The organism is Pseudomonas sp. FW305-7 (assembly GCF_058786735.1).
This window is the reverse complement of sequence record NZ_JBYSZA010000031.1, coordinates 49517-69925: the sequence shown is the minus strand read 5'-3', so window position 1 is coordinate 69925 and position 20409 is coordinate 49517. Positions and strand designations below refer to the sequence as shown.

At 60.9% G+C, this 20409-nt stretch carries 18 protein-coding genes; 11 read left to right on the top strand and 7 right to left on the bottom strand.

What is annotated here, in order from left to right; all coding sequences use genetic code 11:
* Positions 1 to 100: 100 nt before the first annotated feature.
* Positions 101 to 1450, top strand: a complete 1350-nt coding sequence (locus AC3WMT_RS26620; protein ID WP_103306143.1) for an MATE family efflux transporter — start codon at positions 101 to 103, stop codon at positions 1448 to 1450.
* Here the strand turns inward: AC3WMT_RS26620 and AC3WMT_RS26615 are convergent.
* The 7 genes from AC3WMT_RS26615 to AC3WMT_RS26585 all read right to left on the bottom strand — a co-directional run bounded on the left by AC3WMT_RS26615 (position 1444) and on the right by AC3WMT_RS26585 (position 9026).
* Positions 1444 to 2319, bottom strand: coding sequence for an alpha/beta hydrolase (locus AC3WMT_RS26615; protein WP_103306142.1), 876 nt, complete (start codon positions 2317 to 2319; stop codon positions 1444 to 1446). The genes AC3WMT_RS26620 and AC3WMT_RS26615 overlap by 7 nt on opposite strands.
* 17 nt (positions 2320 to 2336) lie before the next feature.
* On the bottom strand, positions 2337 to 3131 hold the full coding sequence (locus AC3WMT_RS26610; protein ID WP_103306141.1) for a DUF4123 domain-containing protein: 795 nt from the start codon (positions 3129 to 3131) through the stop codon (positions 2337 to 2339).
* Positions 3128 to 4471, bottom strand: coding sequence for a type VI secretion system Vgr family protein (locus AC3WMT_RS26605; protein ID WP_103306140.1), 1344 nt, complete (start codon positions 4469 to 4471; stop codon positions 3128 to 3130). The genes AC3WMT_RS26610 and AC3WMT_RS26605 overlap by 4 nt, the downstream gene beginning before the upstream one ends.
* A 233-nt stretch (positions 4472 to 4704) precedes the next feature.
* Positions 4705 to 6618 carry an arginine decarboxylase gene (gene speA / locus AC3WMT_RS26600; RefSeq protein WP_093430253.1) on the bottom strand — a complete coding sequence of 638 codons (1914 nt, stop codon included), beginning with the start codon at positions 6616 to 6618 and terminating at the stop codon, positions 4705 to 4707.
* 220 nt (positions 6619 to 6838) lie between these two features.
* Complete coding sequence (locus AC3WMT_RS26595; RefSeq protein ID WP_007914613.1) at positions 6839 to 7210, bottom strand: translation initiation factor Sui1; 372 nt, start codon at positions 7208 to 7210, stop codon at positions 6839 to 6841.
* 187 nt (positions 7211 to 7397) lie between these two features.
* Positions 7398 to 7955: an NUDIX hydrolase gene (locus AC3WMT_RS26590; RefSeq protein WP_103306139.1), complete on the bottom strand. Its 558-nt coding sequence runs from the start codon at positions 7953 to 7955 to the stop codon at positions 7398 to 7400.
* 3 nt (positions 7956 to 7958) lie between these two features.
* Positions 7959 to 9026, bottom strand: a complete 1068-nt coding sequence (locus tag AC3WMT_RS26585; protein ID WP_103306138.1) for a DUF2333 family protein — start codon at positions 9024 to 9026, stop codon at positions 7959 to 7961.
* A gap of 435 nt (positions 9027 to 9461) precedes the next feature.
* Between AC3WMT_RS26585 and gcbA the strand changes: the two genes are divergently transcribed.
* The 10 genes from gcbA (at position 9462) to fis (ending at position 20385) form a co-directional block, all read left to right on the top strand.
* Complete coding sequence (gcbA, locus tag AC3WMT_RS26580) at positions 9462 to 11132, top strand: diguanylate cyclase GcbA (protein ID WP_103306137.1); 1671 nt, start codon at positions 9462 to 9464, stop codon at positions 11130 to 11132.
* Positions 11133 to 11183: 51 nt separating this feature from the next.
* On the top strand, positions 11184 to 13130 hold the full coding sequence (locus AC3WMT_RS26575) for a methyl-accepting chemotaxis protein (RefSeq protein ID WP_103306136.1): 1947 nt from the start codon (positions 11184 to 11186) through the stop codon (positions 13128 to 13130).
* Between the two features lie 240 nt (positions 13131 to 13370).
* Positions 13371 to 13823, top strand: coding sequence for a type II 3-dehydroquinate dehydratase (gene aroQ, locus AC3WMT_RS26570; RefSeq protein ID WP_093430249.1), 453 nt, complete (start codon positions 13371 to 13373; stop codon positions 13821 to 13823).
* Positions 13824 to 13871: 48 nt separating this feature from the next.
* Positions 13872 to 14336, top strand: coding sequence for an acetyl-CoA carboxylase biotin carboxyl carrier protein (accB, locus tag AC3WMT_RS26565; RefSeq protein WP_103306135.1), 465 nt, complete (start codon positions 13872 to 13874; stop codon positions 14334 to 14336).
* Positions 14337 to 14353: 17 nt separating this feature from the next.
* Complete coding sequence (gene accC, locus AC3WMT_RS26560; protein ID WP_103306134.1) at positions 14354 to 15709, top strand: acetyl-CoA carboxylase biotin carboxylase subunit; 1356 nt, start codon at positions 14354 to 14356, stop codon at positions 15707 to 15709.
* A gap of 68 nt (positions 15710 to 15777) precedes the next feature.
* Positions 15778 to 16656: an EI24 domain-containing protein gene (locus tag AC3WMT_RS26555; protein ID WP_103306133.1), complete on the top strand. Its 879-nt coding sequence runs from the start codon at positions 15778 to 15780 to the stop codon at positions 16654 to 16656.
* Positions 16657 to 16689: 33 nt separating this feature from the next.
* The gene (prmA, locus tag AC3WMT_RS26550) at positions 16690 to 17568 is read left to right on the top strand and encodes a 50S ribosomal protein L11 methyltransferase (protein WP_103306132.1); all 879 of its coding nucleotides are present in this window, start codon (positions 16690 to 16692) and stop codon (positions 17566 to 17568) included.
* Between the two features lie 30 nt (positions 17569 to 17598).
* Complete coding sequence (locus AC3WMT_RS26545; RefSeq protein WP_103306131.1) at positions 17599 to 18873, top strand: DUF3426 domain-containing protein; 1275 nt, start codon at positions 17599 to 17601, stop codon at positions 18871 to 18873.
* A 184-nt stretch (positions 18874 to 19057) separates the two neighbouring features.
* Positions 19058 to 20068: a tRNA dihydrouridine synthase DusB gene (gene dusB, locus AC3WMT_RS26540; protein ID WP_103306130.1), complete on the top strand. Its 1011-nt coding sequence runs from the start codon at positions 19058 to 19060 to the stop codon at positions 20066 to 20068.
* Positions 20065 to 20385 (top strand): DNA-binding transcriptional regulator Fis, encoded by a 321-nt coding sequence (gene fis, locus AC3WMT_RS26535; protein WP_002555375.1) that lies wholly within the window; start codon positions 20065 to 20067, stop codon positions 20383 to 20385. Before dusB ends, fis begins: the two co-directional genes overlap by 4 nt.
* Positions 20386 to 20409: the final 24 nt, after the last annotated feature.

Here is a 20409-nt window from a genome sequence, read left to right as displayed (position 1 = left end):
CCCGAGATCTACGCCGACGGACACATCGCCTTCGCGAGCAGGCTCGCTCCCACATTGGATCGCATGAATCGCTACAATCCCGCTCCCCCAAGGAGCCCGCATGTCCAACCTGATTGCCGACTGGCGCGACCGTCCGACCCATCGCAAGGTCTGGGCGCTTGCCGCGCCGATGATCCTCTCCAATATTTCCGTGCCGCTGGTGGCGCTGGTCGACAGCACCGTCATCGGCCATTTGCCGCACGCCCATCAACTCGGCGCGGTGGCGGTCGGTGCCAGCCTGTATACCTTCCTGGCCTGGGCCATGGGTTTTCTGCGCATGGGCACTACCGGCTTCGCGGCTCAGGCCGCCGGGCGCAGCGACGGTGCAGCGTTGCGGCAGATCCTCTTGCAGGGGTTGTTGCTGGCGATGGGGCTGGCACTGGTCCTAGGCATCCTGGGCGTACCACTGAGCGGTGTCGCGTTGCACTTCATGCAGCCATCGGCGGAGCTTGATCAACTCACTCGCGACTTTTTTCACACCCGGCTGTTCGGTTTGCCTGCCGCGCTGGCCAGTTATGCATTGGTCGGCTGGTTCCTCGGCACCCAGAACGCCCGGGCGCCGCTGGCGATTCTGCTGACCACCAACCTGATCAACATCGCCCTCAATCTGTGGTTCGTCATCGGTCTGGACTGGGGCGTGGTCGGTTCGGCACGGGCCTCGGTGATTGCCGAGTGGTGCGGTGCCCTGCTCGGCCTGTTGCTGACGCGCAAGGCGCTGCGCGCCTATCCCGGGCACATCGTCTGGGCCGCACTCAAGCTGTGGCAGAGCTGGCGTCCACTGCTGGCGGTCAATCGCGACATTTTCATTCGCAGCCTGGCGCTGCAATCGGTATTTTTCCTGATCACGGTGCAAGGCGCGCGACTCGGCGACGCAACAGTCGCCGCCAACGCCCTGTTGCTCAACGGTTTGCTGTTGACGGCCCATGCGCTGGACGGTCTGGCCCACGCGGTCGAGGCATTGTGCGGCCACGCCATCGGCGCCCGTGATCGCCTCGCCTTGCGTCGCTCGCTGGTGGTTGCCGGAGGCTGGTCGCTGATCGCCAGCCTCGGTTTTGCCCTGTTGTTCCTGCTGGCCGGGCACTTGTTCATCGAAATGCAGACCGATATCCAAAGCGTGCGCGACACCGCGTTCATTTATCTGCCGTACCTCGCCGTGCTGCCATTGATTGCGGTCTGGAGCTATTTGCTCGACGGCTTGTTCATCGGCGCCACCCGTGCCCGGGAAATGCGCAACGGCATGCTCATGACCGTGGTTTTTCTCGTGCCGTTCGCCTGGCTGCTGCAAGGTCTGGGCAATCACGGCCTGTGGATAACGTTCCTGTTGTTCATGGTGCTGCGCAGCCTGACCCTCGGGGCGCAGGCATGGTGGCTCAAGCGCAACGACGGCTGGTTCAATGGCGGCGCTCACTGAGTCGGCGTGTGCTCGATGAACCCGACAACTTGGTCGAGCACCGGCGCCAGTCGTCGCAACGGTCGCGACAGCGTTGCGACCAAGGTGATGTGACTGGGCCGCGAATAGTACAGATCCTGCACCGGCACCCCGGCTGCGCGCAGTTTGCGCGCCAGACCGCCGGTGTTGCGTGTTGGGTTGACCAGGTCATCCTTGCTCGCCGCGATCAGCAGGGCGGGTGGCGCGCCGCGACTGACATGATTGATTGGCTGCGATTGCGGCGGTGAGTCCGGCCAGAAAAACACCGGACGCACCTCGGGATTCTTGATTGGCAGAAAATCGTAGGGCCCGGCCAGGCCGATCCAGCCGCTGAGATCCTTCGGTGACATGCCCACCGCACCGAGCAAGCTGCCATCGAGCGCCAGCATCGCCGCGTTGTAGCCACCCGAACTGTGCCCCATCAGATACAAGCGCTGCGGATTGCCGGAAAACTCGCCAATGTGCGCCCGGGTCCAGGCCACCGCTCGCGCGCCATCCTCAAGAAACAGGGGATAACGCACCTGCGGATACAACCGATAATCCGCCACGACCGCGACGATGCCGCGAGACGCCAGCGCCTCGCCGACAAAGCCGTAGTCTTCGCGCGCACCGCTGTTCCAGCTGCCACCGTAGAAAAACACCACCACCGGCGCATCCGCCAGCGCCCGACGTGGCACGTACACATCGAGTTTCTGCCGAGGATCGTCGCCATAAGCAATGCCGGTGGTTTTCTCGAACGTGCTGTCCGGGGTCAAGGCATTGAGCAGTTTCACCGGCGAACAGGCGCTCAGCGCCAATAGCACAACAGCGCCGATCAACGCGCTAAACCTTTGCCGAAAAAAAGCTCTCATAGGCGCCAAACCTCATGTCAAACCGGACCATCGCGCCATTGGCGCCGCACGTGCTCAAGCCGCTCCTGCTGGGTCAAGCCCTCGGGTGGCGGCATCAATACGGCACGCGGATGCAGCAAGCGTAGCCACAGCCAGCCATCGAGCACGGTGCGGTCGCTGAAGCCCAGCGCCAGCCCCTGTTGAACATGGGAGGCCATCGTTATGTAGTCGGTTCCCAGCGATTGGCACCACCGCCAGATGTGCTGTTCCAGCAGGCACGTTTGCAGATGTTCGCGTTGACGCCGGGTGAGGCTTTCTTCGATGTTCAGGGGTTCGACCACCAGCCCCGGATTGCGCAACTGCTGCCAGCCCTGACTGCCGATTGCACGGTCGGCCCAGGTGCCGCCGAACCAGCGCAACTGGCGGATCGGCCCGAGCCAGCGGCTCAATTCGCCGGCATCGCAGGCGTCGAAAAAATAGCTCGCGGTCTGGCGGTTGTAGTAGCTGAGCAAGGCCCGATGATTCAATCCGAACGAGACCGTGAGCATGCGCTGCAAGTGACTCAGCAACACCTGCGCAGGCGCGTCGCTGCTGAGCAACAGCCCACGCCAGGTGTCCGGATCGCTGTGACACAAGGCTGACAACGCGGAGCTGTCGCACAGGTCGACCAATACCGGGCCATGTTCGCTGACCGGCTCGAATTCGGTTCCCTCGAACAGCCAGAAGCGCCGTATTCCGGGAAACGCCTGGCGTAACACCGACAGCGCCCGCGCAGCATCCGGGCTGTCGAGCAGCAGCCATTGCGCCATAGGCTCAAGCGCCGCGCCGCTCATGTTGCGCCGCTCTGTTCAAGCGAAGCCATCAGCCGACAACTGCACACGGCCTCTGCGCAGTGGCTGAAACTCCCGCCGCCCGGGATCAGGCACAACAGCAACAACGGTTCGCCAGACGCCAGCAACTGCTGCAACCCTTCACTCACCAATTTGTCCGGCAGCGGCAACGGAGGATCATCGGTGATCTGCGCGACGGCCATCGGCGGTTGCAAGACGCCGCTGATCATCGGCTGATCCGGGTCACCTTCAAAGAAGCTCACCACCACCTCGACCCCATCACCCAGTGCCGCCAACGGCGCCTCGGCCAAGGACGGCGCGAGCGGCAGCCAACAATGACTTGGCGCCGCACCCTCGCCCTGATAGAGCCAGTCGAATTGCACCGCCACCGGCCGGAAACGGTCGGGCTGCGGTTCGTCGACCGTCACCACCCAGGCCCGTTGCAGGCTATGCATGCGCAGCCGTGACGCTGCCGCAACCGCCGCCGGCGACAGCTGCGCAGCGGCAAACAGCCGGTTGGCATAAGGCAGATCGAGGGACGGATCAGCGCAATGTTCAATACGGGTCAACAACCACTGACGATTGCACTCGGCGAAAGGATGGCCAACCAATCGCAGCCAGTGACCGCTGCGCAACGTGGTCAGATCGCTGCGCCCTTCGGCTCGTTGCGCCTGCCGCGAATCCGCCTGCAAAATTTCTTCAAATTGCCAGTGATGCACGGTGGGGGCGACGCGATGGCCGTCATCTACGTCCTGATACAGCGCGGCGCCTGCCAATGGCAACTGCGCCTGATCGTCGCCGAACACCAGGCAATGCCGGTCGCGCCCGTGCTCGAAGAAATAGTGAATCCGCGCCTGCGCACACAGACGCTGCAGCAGTTGCAGATCCGATTCACGGTATTGCGTGCAGAACGTGCGGGCCGGGTAGTCGCCGTGCAGCTCGAAGCGTCGCTGAGCGCCGACAATCCCATGCTCCCTGAGCACTTGCTCGATGATCTGCGGCACCGAACGGCCACTAAAAATGCGTTGACTGATGCGCAGATCGAGGCAACCGAGTTTCGGCCCCAGACGAATCCGGCACAACCTCGAACCGAGCCCGTGTTCATGCTGGACAAGGCTCTGCAACTGCCCGTGCACGCCCTCCCCTGACGGTCCGAAACACAAATACGCGAAACGGTAAAGCAGACCGGCGAGATCCAGTTGCGGATCGTCGATCAATACATCGATTTCGAACGCAAAGGGTTCGCTGATGGCTTCGCTACCGGTAAAGGCCAAGACTTCGAAAGGGTCGGACAGGCCCGCTACATCGAGACGAAACGACGACTCGCAGACTGGATCGAACATAGGCGGATCTCTACAGGAGGGGCGGTCGGGGATTCTCGCCGAGAGCCATGGCCGAGTAGAGAGCTGAAGTACAACTTAGGAAATGACCTACGCGAAAAGCAGACCGGATGACTTTGCTGGCGGGGATAGCCAAGCATTTCGCGAAGATTTTGGGATATATCCCACCGGGTCATCCGAATTTTCCACAGCTTTCGGGAAAATTTCAGACAACCCGGCAAGATAGCAACCTGGCCTCAGGAAGACAGGTAGGAGGAGCGGGTCAGGCCCAGACGCAAGGCATCGAGAAATTGCGTACGCTCGCTGGCACTGATGCGGGCACTGGCGCATTTATCGCGGTAGTGAGTCATCAGTTCTTCCGGCGACAAGTGCACGTAACGCAGCATGTCTTCGATGGTGTCGTGGGTCTCGATGCCGGCGTGGTACACGCTGCCATCGGCGTTCTGATAGATGTTCACCGAGTCGGTGTCACCGAACAGGTTGTGCATGTCGCCGAGGATTTCCTGATAGGCGCCGACCAGGAACACGCCCAGCAGGTAGTCTTCGCCTTCGTTCAGACCGTGCACCGGCAGACTGGTCTCGATGCTCTGCTCGTCGACGTACTGGTTGATCTTGCCGTCGGAGTCGCAAGTCAGATCCTGCAGCACCGCGCGGCGCAGCGGCTCTTCGTCGAGACGGTGCAGCGGGATGATCGGCAGCACCTGATCGATCGCCCAGGTGTCCGGCAGGCTCTGGAATACCGAGAAGTTGCAGATGTACTTGTCGGCCAGCTTGTCGTTGAGCTCGTCGAGCACCTGACGGTGCGAACGCTGACGCGCCTTCAACGAGTTGTGCAGGCGACGGCACACGGCGAAGTAGCACTGCTCGGCCAGGGCTTTCTCGGCCAGGGTCAGTTTGCCGTCGGCGTACTGCGCGGCCACGTCGCTCATGTAGTGGGTGGCGCGCCAGTAGGTTTCGGTGACCATTTCAATGTCGGTCGGACCCAGCAGGTCAACCAGCCACTGCACGGTTTCCGGCAGGTTTTCCTTGTTTTCGATCAGCGGGATTTCGTCGTTGTGTTTCTCGACGTCAGTCACCTGCACCACCAGCATCGCGTGGTGCGCGGTCAGCGAGCGGCCGCTTTCGGAGAAGATGTGCGGGTGCGGCAGGCTCTGCGCGTCGCAGAATTCCTTGAGCATGCCCACAACGACACCGGCGTAATCGTCCATGTCGTAGTTGATCGAACTGGCGTTGCGCGAGTGCGTGCCGTCGTAGTCGACGCCCAGACCGCCACCGACGTCGATGTGATCGACCGGCAGACCAAGGTTGCGCAACTCACCGTAGTAGCGGATCGCTTCCTTGAAGCCGTGCTGATAGTCAGCCAGGTTGGCGATTTGCGAACCCATGTGGAAGTGCAGCAGGCGAATGCCCTGATCCAGACCGGCAGCGCGGAAGCGCTCGACTACCGACAGCAACTGCGCCGCCGACAGACCGAACTTGGATTTTTCGCCACCGGTGTCCGCCCATTTCGACGATGCCAGTGACGACAGACGTACGCGCAGACCAACCTGCGGTTTGACCTTCAACGAGGCGGCTTCTTCGATCACCAGACCGACTTCGGATTCTTTCTCGATCACGATGAACACGTTGTGGCCGAGCTTCTGGCCCATCAGCGCCAGACGGATGAACTCGCGGTCCTTGTAACCGTTGCAGACGATGGTGCCGCCCTTCGGTGCCAGTGCCAGTACGGCCAGCAACTCAGGCTTGGAGCCGGCTTCCAGACCGATGGAAACGTCCTGGGTAGCGATGATGTTCTCGATCACCGCTTCTTGCTGGTTGACCTTGATCGGGTACAGCGCGGTGTACTTGCTCTGGTATTCAAGACGCTCGATGTTCGAATCGAATGCACCGGTCAACTGGCGAACACGGTCTTGCAGGATGTCAGGGAAACGAACCAGCAACGGCAACGACAAACCGCTTTTGCGCAGTTGGTCGACTTGCTCGAACAGGTCGATAGGCGAGCTGCTCGGGCCGTTCGGACGAACTTCGACGCGACCGGCGTCATTGATCGCGAAATACCCGGCCCCCCAATGGCGAATCCCGTAAACACTGCGGCTGTCCGCAACTGTCCATTGGCTGCCATCGTCTTTGCGTGTGCGTCGTACGGACATCGAAGTCCCCTATAAAGAAGTCATAGTGCGTCGCCTGACGTTCAGGCCGGCGCAGTCTAAAGAATGAAAATGACGGTTCGTCAGCGCGGTGGTAGACCGCGCTGACTGCGTGGAGTTTAGAAACCGGTCATGAACAGGCTCTGTGAAAACCATGGAGACGACGCCGGAGCCGAAGATATTCAGAGCCGGATCAAGCCGCAGGTGGTTTTCACAGAGGCTGCTAGCCGCCGGACTTCTTCGCTTTGAAACCGTGCTTGATCAGTTCTGCCAAGAGTAGCTCGACATGATCGCCCTGGATTTCGATGATCCCGTCTTTCAACGCGCCGCCGGTGCCGCAACGCTTCTTCAACGTTGTCGCCAACTCTTTGAGCGCGTCTTCGGCCAGTGGCACGCCGGTGATGGTGGTCACCGTCTTGCCGCCACGGCCCTTACTCTCGCGACGCACGCGGGCAATGCCGTCGCCGGCCGGGATCACGGTTTGTTTGCAGATACAGGCGTCCACCGGCTTACTGCATTCCGGGCAATGACGACCTGCGTCGGTGGAAAATACCAGGCCACCTAAGGCGGCGAAGGATGCGGCTTTTTTGGCCACCGGCAATCCTCTTGGGAGGACAAAGACTGATCGCGACCTTGGGCAAGGTCATCGACCGCGAAGCCCCACTCAGGCAGGGGCAGCGCTACTGCACCGGTTCTTCAATAAAAGCAGGCCGGTGCAGCTTGAAAAGGTCGCGCAGTGTAACGGCAAAAAACCTAAATGCTAAGTGCCAATCGGCGCCAATTTATGTGTTCTTTGCGACGTCGCTTTGCTGAGCCTTGAGATAGCGCTTCAACGCTGCCAGAGAGTCCGGGCAGTAAGGCTTTTGCTCGATTTCCAGCAGCACTTGTTCGACCGGAATGAAGCGCGCTTCCAGCACTTCTTCCGGTTGCAGTTTCAACGGACCGTCCCACACGGCGGAAAATGCCGAACACCACAGGCGATTGCCGGTGTCCTCGAAGTAGAAATGATCGTGAGCGGTGAGCGCTACGCCACTCACACCCAGCTCCTCTTCCAGCTCACGGGCTGCCGATTCGGCGTAAGTCTCGTTCGCCTGGACCATGCCGCCCGCCGCCACGTCCCAGTACCCCGGATAAATCGCCTTGCTCAAGGTGCGCCGGTGCACGCACAGCTCACCGGCGGAATTGAACAGCATGATGTAGGTCCCACGGCCGATCAGCCCGCGCTCGCGCAAATCGGCCCGTACCAAGGCGCCGAGCAGGTTGTCCTGCTCGTCGACCCAGGCGATCTGTTCGGCATCGGAGGCGGCGCGGTGGGCCGCCTCTTTGGCGCTATCGACCATGGCTCAGCCCTGATTGAGCAGTTGGCGCAGATCGATCACTGCGGCGTTGGCTCGGGAAATATAGTTGGCCATGACCAGCGAGTGGTTGGCCAGCACACCGAAGCCGCTGCCATTGAGGATCATCGGGCTCCAGACCGGCTCTTGCGAAGCTTCGAGTTCACGGATGATCTGACGCACGCTGACCGTGGCGTTCTTCTTCGCCAGCACATCGGCGAAGTCGACTTCGATGGCACGCAGCAAGTGCGACAGTGCCCAGGCCTGACCGCGTGCTTCGTAGAACACGTTGTCGATCTGCATCCACGGGGTCTCGACGACTTCTTCATCAACCTGCGGCACTTCGCCGACTGCCGGGACTTCGGTTTTCAGCGCGGTGTTGAGTTTGACGCGACCGACGCTGGCCGAAAGACGTTGCGACAGCGAACCGAGACGGGTACCGACGTCGCCCAGCCAGTTGTTGAGGTTGTCGGCGCGCGCATAGAACAGCGCGTTTTTCTGGGTTGGATCAGACAGACGAGCCTGATAGCGGCTCAGGGAATTGATGCCTTCCTGATATTCCGACTCGCTGGACGGCAGGATCCAGCTCTTGTTGTCGAAGTTGAAGCGCGGTTCGGCCTTGGCCAGATCGGCATCTTCCGCCGACTGCGATTGCGAACGGGCGAAATCCTTGCGCAGTGCACGGGTCAGGTCACGCACCTGCACCAGCACGCCGTATTCCCAGCTCGGCGTGTTGTCCATCCACAGGCCCGGCGGGAAGCGGTCGTTGGAGATGTAGCCGCCCGGCTTGTCGAGCAATGTGCCGGCGACGGTCTTCAAGGTTTCGACCGTGGTGTAGCCGACTACCATTTGCTTGCCTTCTTTTTCAGCGGCCGCCTGGGCGTTTTGCGCCACCGGAAACAGCGCCGGCTCCTGGCTCCAGTACCAGCCCAGGCCAATGGTCACCAGCAGATAAATACCGATGAGCGTAGCCAGCGCGCGGCTGAACAGCAGCCCACCGACATAGCTGCGGGTGGCCGACTTGGGCTCGGCGGCACGTTCAGGCGCGCTGCCCGCGCGGTTTTTCCAGTCCAGCATGGCGATATCCTTTCAATCACTTGAGTTCATCGGTTCGACCACAACCATACAACAACGTGCCAAGGCCGGGCACCCGCGCTTAAAGATAAGCAGCAAATCGCGCAGGTCGCTGGTGCATCTGTCAGATCTAAGGGAATCCCTGATGCCACCTCCCCTATGACTCCTTCGCAGCGCATTGATAACCCTCGAAAAGCGCATTCACCACGATGATGTCAGCGGCGCCACAAATTCAGCGGATTGCCGGCCTGTTCGCTGCCATCCCCAATGCGTACGGGGACTTGACCGACGAAGAGGTCAAAAACAAAACCACTCGGTCAGAAACTGAATAGTGACGCATTGCAGATTATTGACGTGCGACACTCGTCTAAGGGAAAAGAGGTGCTAGCATAGAGCCACCAGTCGATCTCAGCATGCACCCTAACTAGTAGTCAGGATATGACCGAGCCAGAAGACCCCAGCCGTGAGCGTCTCAAGCACCACTTTGCCCAGCGGGTAATTCATCAGGCACGTCAGATTCTTGAGATATGGCAGCGCCTGCAACGCAGTGAATGGTCCACCGTCGACCTCGCCGAACTGAGCGAGGCCAACTTGCGCCTGTTGCGTTTTGCCGAGCGTTTCGAACAGCCCGAGCATACCCAGCTCGCGCGCCATATCAGTCAGTCGCTGGAAGCGGTGGACGCTAATCGCGGACGCCTGAGCAGCGGCCTGATCACTGACCTCAATCGCTTGATGCAGCGCCTGTCGCGCACCGGCCTGCGCCATGGCGATCAACTCGACCAGACGTTCCTGCCGCCATTGCGCAAGCCGATCTACGTGATGTTGCAGGATCACGACCGCGCCGAGCGCCTGGCCAAACAACTGGAGTTTTTCGGTTTGACCGCGCAGGCGCTGGACAGCGTCGCGGCGTTTCGCTCCTCGATGGTCGAACGCTTGCCAGCGGCGATCGTCATGGACGTCGACTTCAGCGGCCCCGGCATCGGCCTGAAACTGGCCGCCGAAGCCCAGGTAGGTCTGGACGAACCGCTGCCGCTGCTGTTTTTCAGCCTGCACGAAACCGACACGCCGACACGCCTCGCCGCTGTACGCGCCGGTGGTCAGGAATTCCTCACCGGCACCCTCGAAGCGTCGAGCCTGCTGGAAAAGATCGAAGTCCTCACCTGCGTCGCCCAGTACGAACCCTATAAAGTGCTGATCATCGACGATTCGCGTGCGCAGGCCTTGCACACCGAGCGCCTGCTCAACAGTGCCGGGATAGTCACCCGCACGCTGATCGAACCGATTCAGGCGATGGCGGAGCTGGCGGATTTCCAGCCGGACCTGATCATCCTCGACATGTACATGCCGGCCTGCACCGGCACCGAACTGGCCAAAGTCATCCGCCACAACGACCGCTACGTCAGCGTGCCGATCATTTACCTGTCGGCCGAGGACGATCTGGACAAGCAGCTCGACGCCATGAGCGAGGGCGGCGACGACTTCCTGACCAAACCGATCAAGCCACGGCATCTGATCACGACGGTGCGCAACCGCGCCGCCCGCGCGCGCAATCTCAAGGCGCGCATGGTCCGCGACAGCCTCACGGGGTTGTACAACCACACGCATATCCTGCAATTGCTTGAAGACTGCTCGTTCCGCGCCCGCCGCGAAAACAAGCCGCTGAGCTTTGCCATGCTCGACATCGACCACTTCAAACGGGTCAACGACAGCCACGGCCACCCGATGGGCGACCGCGTGATCAAGAGCCTGGCGCTGTTCCTCAAGCAACGTTTGCGCAAGACCGATTTCATTGGTCGTTACGGCGGCGAAGAGTTCGCCATCGTCATGCCCGACACCGATATCGAGGCGGCGCACAAAGTGCTCGACGAGATCCGCCAGCGCTTCGCTGAAATCCATTACCCGGCACAGCCACAGGACTTGTGGTGCACCTTCAGCGCTGGCGTGGTGGAAATGCGCGACGACTCTGACAGCCTGATGATGGCCAGCCAGGCCGACGAGGCGCTGTACCGCGCCAAGGGTGAAGGGCGCAATCGGGTGCAGACCGCGCGGGACTCAAAGCAAAGTGCCACTTTTTCATCGGAATCCACCGATTCGGTCATAACCCTGTAACAGAACCGCAATAAATTCAGGCGCTTACCATTTCTGCCGTTGGTAGCCGTCATGCGCCTGAAGTTGCTCACCAATCTCAATACGCTGCTGCTGGTCGCCGTGTGCCTCGCACTTGGCGCCACGCTGTGGTGGTCACAAAAAGCCTTGGAACGCCCATATCTGCTGATGGAGCGTTATCTGGGGCTGTCGCAGCGGTTTCAGAACGAGGTGGCGCGCAACGTCGAGGACTACCTCGCCAATGGCGACGCCCTACGCCTGAGCAGCGCCACCCAGGCCATCGACGGCTTGCAGAAAGAACTCGCTGAACTGCCGCCAGCGCTCGCCGACAGCCTGCGCCCGAGCCTGACCGGCCTTGAAGAATTCAGCAAAACCGACTTGCTCGCCGCCGGCAAACTGGCCGGTGATCCGCAAGCCTTGCTGTTGCAGGCCGAGCGCGAATTGAGTGCCAGCCTCGAGCAGCTCAGCACCTATGCCAATGGCAACGCGACGTACCTGACGCCACTGCTCGCCGCTTCGCAGCACTTGGGCAAACTGTCGCTGGCGCGGGACAAACTGGTCAGCAGCGGACGCAGTGAACTGGCCGCCGACGTTGAGCGCGAGGTCAGCAATATTCGCGCGCAGGCGCAAGTGATCGATGCCCTGCCCTTGCTCGGAGTGGTCACCAGCACTGAATCGAGCAGCGATGATTTCGCCGCCATGATGGGAATCGAAAGCACCGAAAAAGCCGTTGCCGAAGATGCCGGCGTGGGCCTCAAACGTGAACTCAACAGCCTGCTTGGCCGCTACCCCGCCGAACTTGCACGCACTCGCGATCAGATCCAGAAACGCGCCGACCTCAGCGCCGCCACCCATCAGAAAATCGCCGCCGTACAGCAGGCCATCGCCGGCCTGGAACCGGTAGTGCGTGCGCAACATGGGCAGATTCAATTAGAAGTACGACTGATGCAGGGCGTGATGATCGGCCTCATTCTGCTGATCGCGTTGCTGATCGATACCTTGCAGCGCCGGCTCTCGCGCACCCTGACCAATCTGGCGCCGGCACTGTCGACCTGGGCCGAAGGCGATTTCAGTCGCGACATTCATCTGGGCAAGACCAACCGCGAACTGCACGACATCGAAGCCTCGCTGAACCGCTTGCGTGCCTATCTGGTGGATCTGGTCGCTACCATTCGTGGTAATGCCGAGCAAGTGGCGGGCAGCAGCCGGACCCTTGCCGAATTGAGCAACGACTTGCACAGCGGCGCCGAGCATCAGGCTGGCGATACCGCTTTGATTCGCGATTCCCTCGGCGAACTGGAGGCAACCATTCAGCAAGTCGCCGGCGATGCGCGTCAGGCTGCCGATGCCAGCCGTCATGCCGGGTTGGCCGTCGAACACGGCCAAACCGTCATTGGCCAGAGCCTGACCGGTCTGCACGCCCTGGTTGGTGAAGTGCAGGGCAATGCGCAGATGATCGAACATCTGGCCGAGGAGTCGGCGACCATTGGCGGCGTCTTGACGGTGATCCGCTCGATTGCCGACCAGACCAATCTGCTGGCACTCAACGCCGCGATTGAAGCGGCACGGGCCGGGGAAATGGGTCGCGGTTTTGCCGTGGTGGCCGAGGAAGTGCGCTCGCTGGCGCAGCGTACGGCCGGGGCGACGGCGGAGATTCAAACCCTGATTGCCGGCCTGCAAAGCGCCGCCCGGCAATCGGTTGAAGGTATGCGCGCGCAGGTCGAACACGCCGAAGCCACCGCCAATCAGGCGCAAGCGGCTGACGGGGCGCTGGATAAAATCGTCGGTGCGATCCAGACCATTTCCGACACGGCGATCCGCATTGCCGATATCACCGCCCAGCAAAGTGGCGCGGTCAGCGAGATTCGTGATCACAGCGAGCGGATTCATCAGTTGGGTGGGGATAACTTGCTGCGTATCGGCCGTGGGCGCGAACAGGGCGAGAACCTGCTGGTGCTAGGCGGCCAGCTTCATACCGCCGTCCAGGCGTTCCGCGTCTGAAAATCGCTATCGCGAGCAGGCTCACTCCCACATTGAAATACATAACCCTGTGGGAGCCGGCTTGCCCGCGAAGGCGTCGGTCCGTACACCACAAATGACCGGATCAAATCACACGGTCACATATTTTGCGCAAACATCGGCTATCGTGCTGGCTATTGCATAGAACTGGACAGTCACAAAGTCTTTGCGGCATAGTCGCCGGGTTCTGACGACTGCTCATTCATCACAAGGACTACGCAGATGGCAACCCTACTGGTGCTGCACGGCCCCAACCTGAACCTGCTTGGCACCCGCGAACCGGGCACCTATGGGTCGACGACCCTGGCGCAGATCAATCAGGATCTGGAGCGCCGCGCCCGTGAAGCCGGCCATCATCTGCTGTATCTGCAAAGCAATGCCGAGTACGAATTGATCGACCGCATCCACGCCGCACGCGGCGAGGGAGTGGATTTCATCCTGATCAATCCAGCCGCATTTACACATACAAGTGTTGCATTACGTGACGCGTTGCTGGGAGTGAGCATCCCATTCATCGAAGTGCATTTGTCCAACGTGCACAAACGCGAACCTTTCCGCCATCACTCTTACTTCTCCGATGTAGCGGTGGGAGTGATCTGCGGCCTTGGCGCCAGCGGTTACCGACTGGCCCTGGAGGCTGCACTAGAACAGCTTGAAACACAGGCAACGGCTTGAACTACAAGCGTTAAACGCCCCTGACCGACCCTTGGGAGTTGATGATTCATGGATATCCGTAAAGTTAAGAAACTGATCGAATTGCTGGAAGAGTCCGGCATCGACGAGCTCGAGATCAAGGAAGGCGAAGAGTCCGTACGCATCAGCCGTCACAGCAAGACGCCGGCTCAGCAGTACTACGCGCCGGCTCCGATGCAAGCACCGGCCGCTGCACCTGCCGCCGCTGCTGCTCCGGTCGCTGCTGCAGCCCCGGCTGCCGCTGCTGCTCCAGCGCTGAACGGCACTGTTGCCCGTTCGCCGATGGTCGGCACTTTCTACCGTAAATCTTCGCCAACCTCGCCGTCCTTCGTTGAAGTCGGCCAGACCGTGAAGAAAGGCGACACTCTGTGCATCGTCGAAGCCATGAAGATGATGAACCACATCGAAGCTGAAACCAGCGGTGTGATCGAGTCCATCCTCGTCGAAGACGGCCAGCCGGTTGAGTACGACCAACCGCTGTTCACCATCGTTTGAACTGCGGAGAGCCTTTGATGACTGCGAAGTTGGAAAAAGTTCTGATCGCTAACCGCGGTGAGATCGCCCTGCGGATTCTGCGTGCCTGCAAAGAGATGGGCATCAAGACCGTCGCCGTTTACTCCAAGGCCGACAAAGAGCTGATGCACCTGGGTCTGGCAGACGAATCCGTCTGCATCGGCCCGGCTTCTGCCGCGCACTCTTACCTGCACATCCCGGCAATCATTGCGGCGGCTGAAGTGACTGGCGCTACCGCCATTCACCCAGGCTACGGTTTCCTCGCGGAAAACGCCGACTTTGCCGAGCAGGTCGAGAACTCCGGCTTCGCCTTCATCGGCCCGAAAGCCGACACCATTCGCCTGATGGGCGACAAGGTATCGGCCAAGCACGCGATGATCGAAGCCGGCGTGCCAACCGTTCCAGGTTCTGACGGCCCGCTGCCGGAAGACGAAGAAACGGCGCTGCGCATCGGTCGTGAAGTCGGCTACCCGGTGATCATCAAAGCCGCTGGCGGCGGTGGTGGTCGCGGCATGCGTGTGGTGCACAAGGAAGAAGACCTGATCGCCTCGGCGAAACTGACCCGCTCCGAAGCTGGCGCGGCGTTTGGTAACCCGATGGTTTATCTGGAAAAATTCCTGACCAACCCGCGCCACGTCGAAGTGCAAGTGCTGTCAGACGGCCAGGGCCACGCCATCCATCTGGGCGACCGCGATTGCTCGCTGCAACGTCGTCACCAGAAGGTTCTCGAAGAAGCACCGGCACCGGGCATCGACGAGAAAGCTCGCCAGGAAGTTCTGGCTCGCTGCGTCAAGGCGTGCATCGACATCGGCTACCGCGGCGCCGGCACTTTCGAGTTCCTGTACGAGAACGGCCGTTTCTACTTCATCGAAATGAACACCCGTGTTCAGGTGGAGCACCCGGTTTCGGAAATGGTCACCGGTATCGACATCGTCAAGGAGATGCTCAGCATCGCCGCTGGCAACAAGCTGTCGTTCACGCAGGATGACGTGGTTATCCGCGGTCACTCGCTGGAATGCCGGATCAACGCTGAAGACCCGAAAACCTTCATGCCGAGCCCGGGTACGGTCAAGCATTTCCACGCCCCAGGCGGCAATGGCGTTCGCGTCGATTCGCACCTGTACAGCGGTTATGCGGTTCCGCCGAACTACGACTCGCTGATCGGCAAGCTGATCACTTACGGCGCTACCCGCGACGAAGCCATGGCCCGCATGCGCAATGCCCTGGACGAAATCGTGGTTGACGGGATCAAGACCAACATCCCGCTGCACCGTGATCTGGTTCGTGATGAAGGCTTCTGCAAAGGCGGAGTCAACATCCACTACCTGGAACACAAGCTGGCCAGCGAACACTGATCAGCCCTGTGTAACACCCGAAAAGGCCGCGTACTGCGGCCTTTTCTCATTCTGCAAGGACGCAAAACATGACATTGAAAACCCGTTGCCAATCGATCGGCAGCGCCTTCGGCGAAGCCATGACCTGCCTGGCCCTGGCGTTACGCTCCAGCCTGCGCCCCGGCATTGTGATGCGCTCTAGCCTCCTGTGCCTGCTGGCCTTCGGCCTGTGGAGCTGGCTCTTCTACAACCACTTTGAATTGATCAGCATCGCTTCAGGCTACCTCTCCTTGTTCATCGTCGGTGGCGGCGCGGTGCTGGGTTTTATCCCCACCGGTGGCGGCCTGGGACTTGGCGGTGTAGGGGCCGGGGGCGGTTTTACCGGGGTCGCCAGCGGCGCCGGCGTCCTTGGCATGCTGTTGATCTATGCCGCCCTGCTGACACTGGCCGTGATTGTCTTGTTGTATCTCAGCCTGATTGTGCTGAGCATCCGCCTGGCCTTGCGCTGGGTGTTGATGGGCAGCCTGCGCCAACGCGCCCTGCAGCAATACCCACACTTGACTCAGCAGACTCGCGGCTCTGCGGAGCTGCTCAGCGGCGCACGCTACTTCGTCGCCCCGTGGCTGGGCCTGGGGATCGGCCCTCTTGTGTGTCTGTTGGTTCCCGTCATCAACGGTGCATTGCTGATCGTACTGCTGGCCTATCTGAACGTACGCTTCCTCACCGCCCCCGCACTCTCAGGCATCGCCAGTGGCAGCGAACAACTGCAAGCCGTCCGACAACAACGAGGCGCCATGATTTTCTTCGGCCTGCTAATCTTCCTCATCGCACTGGTGCCCGTCCTCAATCTGCTGGTCCCGGCGCTACTCGGTGCAGGTTCTTGCCATCTGGCCTATCGAGGGATGGAGCGCGCGCAAAGCCCGGCTGGCGCGGTCTGCGCACCTCAAGTAAGCTTGCCGCCCCTGTAAAGGTCCATTTTTCAGCGTCTTCGAGGTTCCACAATGCCCTGGTTACAAGTCCGTCTCGCCATCACTCCGCAACAGGCCGAGACCTACGAAGACGCGCTGCTTGAAGTCGGCGCCGTATCCGTGACCTTCATGGACGCCGAAGACCAGCCGATCTTCGAGCCGGAACTCAATACCACCCCGCTGTGGAAGCACACGCACCTGCTGGCGCTGTTCGAGGGCGGTACCGAGCCTGCGCCGGTCCTGGCCCATCTGGAACTGCTGACCGGCAGCCCGCTGCCCGAGCATCACAGCGAAGTCATCGAAGACCAGGACTGGGAACGCAGCTGGATGGACGGTTTCCAGCCGATGCGTTTCGGCCAGCGCCTGTGGATCGTGCCGAGCTGGCACGCCGCGCCTGAGCCCGACGCGGTGAACCTGCTGCTGGATCCGGGTCTGGCGTTCGGCACCGGCACTCATCCGACCACCGCGCTGTGCCTGGAATGGCTCGACGGTCAGGACCTGAAAGGCTGCAACGTGCTCGACTTCGGTTGCGGCTCGGGGATTCTGGCGATTGCCGCCCTGCTGCTCGGCGCCAAGGAAGCCGTCGGTACCGACATCGACGTGCAGGCACTGGAAGCTTCACGCGATAACGCCGGGCGCAACAACATCGCCGACGAGCTGTTCCCGCTGTACCTGCCGGAAGATCTGCCGCAGGTTCAGGCCGATGTGCTGGTTGCCAACATTCTGGCCGGCCCGCTGGTTTCACTGGCGCCGCAATTGACCAGCCTGGTCAAGTCCGGTGGCCGCCTGGCCCTGTCGGGCATCCTCGCCGAACAAGGTGAAGAAGTCGCGGCCGCGTACGCCCAGGACTTCGATCTCGACCCGATCGCCAATCGCGATGGCTGGGTGCGCATCACCGGCCGTCGGCGCTAGAATGGCCGACTGCATAATCCGGATCGCCGCATGACCGACAGTTTCGTCACCCAGTGCCCGCATTGCCAAACCAGTTTCCGCGTCAGCCATGCTCAATTGAGCGTGGCCCGCGGGGTGGTTCGTTGCGGCTCCTGCCTGCAAGTGTTCAACGCCGCCAAACAGCTGCTTGAGCAACACGCCGGCAAGGACGCGGTGACGCCGGTCGCCCCCTCAATTGTCGAGCCGACGCCGGTTGCACCGCCGCCGGTGGTGGAATCGCCCACTGTCGTAGAGCCACCCGCGCCGCGCGCCATCAGCCAAAAGCAGTGGAGCGCCTCGGAGCTGGATCTCGACAGCCTCGATCTGGACGAAGAACTCGCCCGGCTCGAACAACGGGAAATTCAGCCGACCACCGAATTCGGTCGCCCACGTGAAGACGCCTTGAGCGCCCGCCGTGACAGCGCCGAAGCCGATGAAACCGAGTGGCGCGACAGTCTGTTCAGCGCACGCGACGATGAGCATCTGCCCGAGGCCGAGCCAGAAGCCGAACCCGAGGTCGTTGAACCCGAGCCGGCAAAAAGTACGCGCACCGAACCTTCGCTGTCGCTGGAACCGGTGGATCTGGATGACGAGCCAGCCATTCCGCAACTGCGCCTGCACGATCCGATCGATCCGAATGCCCGCCGCGAACACCTGTCGGCCAGCGACGAAGTCGACGACGACCTGCCTTCGATCGAACCGCCACGCAAAAAACGCGAGCGCGCAGAACCCGGCGTGCGCGCCGAAGTCCTGCAAGACCTGACCGACGATCCGCTGCAACTGGACTGGCAAAAACGCCGTTCGCCGTGGGGCCGCCGCCTGCTCTGGCTGTTATTGGTGCTGATTGCAGCGTTCGGCCTGGCGGCTCAGTACATTGCCTACCATTTCGATGAACTGGCGCGACAGGATCAGTACCGCCCATGGTTCCAGCAAGTCTGCCCGCAGATCGGTTGCACGGTGCCCTCCAAGGTCGACATCGCCAGAATCAAGAGCAGCAATCTGGTGGTGCGCAGTCATCCGGAGTTCAGCGGCGCGCTGGTGGTCGATGCGATCATCTATAACCGCGCAACTTTCTCGCAACCGTTTCCACTGCTGGAACTACGCTTCGCCGACCTCAACGGCCACTTGATCGCCAGTCGTCGCTTCAAACCCGGCGAATACCTCAGTGGCGATCTCGAAGGTCTGGCGGAGATGCCGCCGCAGACACCGATTCACATCGCGCTGGATATTCTTGATCCAGGCCAGAAAGCGGTGAATTACAGCCTCAGTTTTCACTCGCCCGAGTGAATCGCTTCACGCTTTTCAATTGACGGCAATTTTCTGACTTCGCGTGGCGCAACCAAACCGCTGGCGATAACAGAATAACTGTTCAGATTTTGTTCAATTCAGCCTTTATCCAGTCATCGAGAGCGGGTATCATGCCAACCCTTTTTCGAACTCTCATGATCCGGCCCCACTTCAGGGAAGTCCTATGTCGGCGGTACGCATCGGCCCATATACATTGCAGAACGGCTTGATTCTCGCCCCGATGGCGGGCGTCACCGATCAGCCCTTTCGTCAGCTGTGCAAGCGTCTGGGCGCAGGGCTTGTAGTCTCGGAAATGGTCACCAGTGACATGAGCCTGTGGAATACCCGCAAGTCGCGCATGCGCATGATCCACGAAGGCGATCCCGAGCCACGCTCGGTACAGATTGCCGGTGGCGACGCGCAGATGCTGGCGGATGCGGCCCGGGCCAACGTCGAACTGGGCGCACAGATTATTGATATCAACATGGGTTGCCCGGCCAAAAAGGTCTGCAACAAGGCTGCCGGCTCCGCGTTGTTGAAGGATGAAGCACTGGTGACCGAGATCCTGCAGGCCGTGGTGGCTGCGGTTGATGTGCCGGTCACCCTGAAGATCCGCACGGGCTGGGATCGCGACAACAAGAACGGCCTGACCGTGGCGAAGATCGCCGAACAGGCCGGGATCACCGCGCTGGCAGTGCATGGCCGCACGCGCGCCGATCTGTATACCGGTGAAGCCGAGTACGACACGATTGCCGCGATCAAGCAGGCCGTGTCGATGCCGGTGTTTGCCAATGGCGATATCGATTCGCCGGAGAAGGCCCGCTACGTGCTCGACGCGACCGGTGCCGATGGCCTGTTGATAGGCCGAGCCGCCCAGGGGCGGCCATGGATTTTTCGCGAGATCGATCACTTCCTGCGTACCGGCGAGAAATTGCCGGCACCGGAGCTGATCGAGGTGGAACGCATTCTGCTAGAGCATCTGGCCGCACTTCACGCTTTTTATGGGGACGTGATGGGCGTGCGCATTGCTCGAAAGCATGTGGGCTGGTATCTCGCAACCTTGCCGGGCGCCAGGGAGTTTCGCGCCCGTTTCAATCGTTTGGATGGTACGGAAACACAATGCGCCAATGTTCGGGAGTTCTTCGCCGAGCATTACAAGAGCCTGACAGGGGACGATGAAGGGGTGGCCGCATGACGATGATGACCGAGACTTTAGTGAGTGGAACAACACCCGTGAGCGACAACGTGAATTTGAAACAGCACCTCAACACCCCGAGCGAAGAAGGCCAGACCCTTCGCGGGAGTGTCGAGAAGGCGCTGCACAATTATTTCGCCCACCTTGAGGGCGCGTCCGTCACGGACGTGTACAACCTGGTGCTCTCCGAAGTCGAGGCTCCCCTGCTCGAAAGCGTGATGAACTACGTCAAGGGCAACCAGACCAAGGCCAGTGAACTGCTGGGACTCAACCGCGGCACGCTGCGCAAGAAACTCAAGCAGTACGATCTGCTGTAAGCATTCAATCAAACCAGAAAGGCG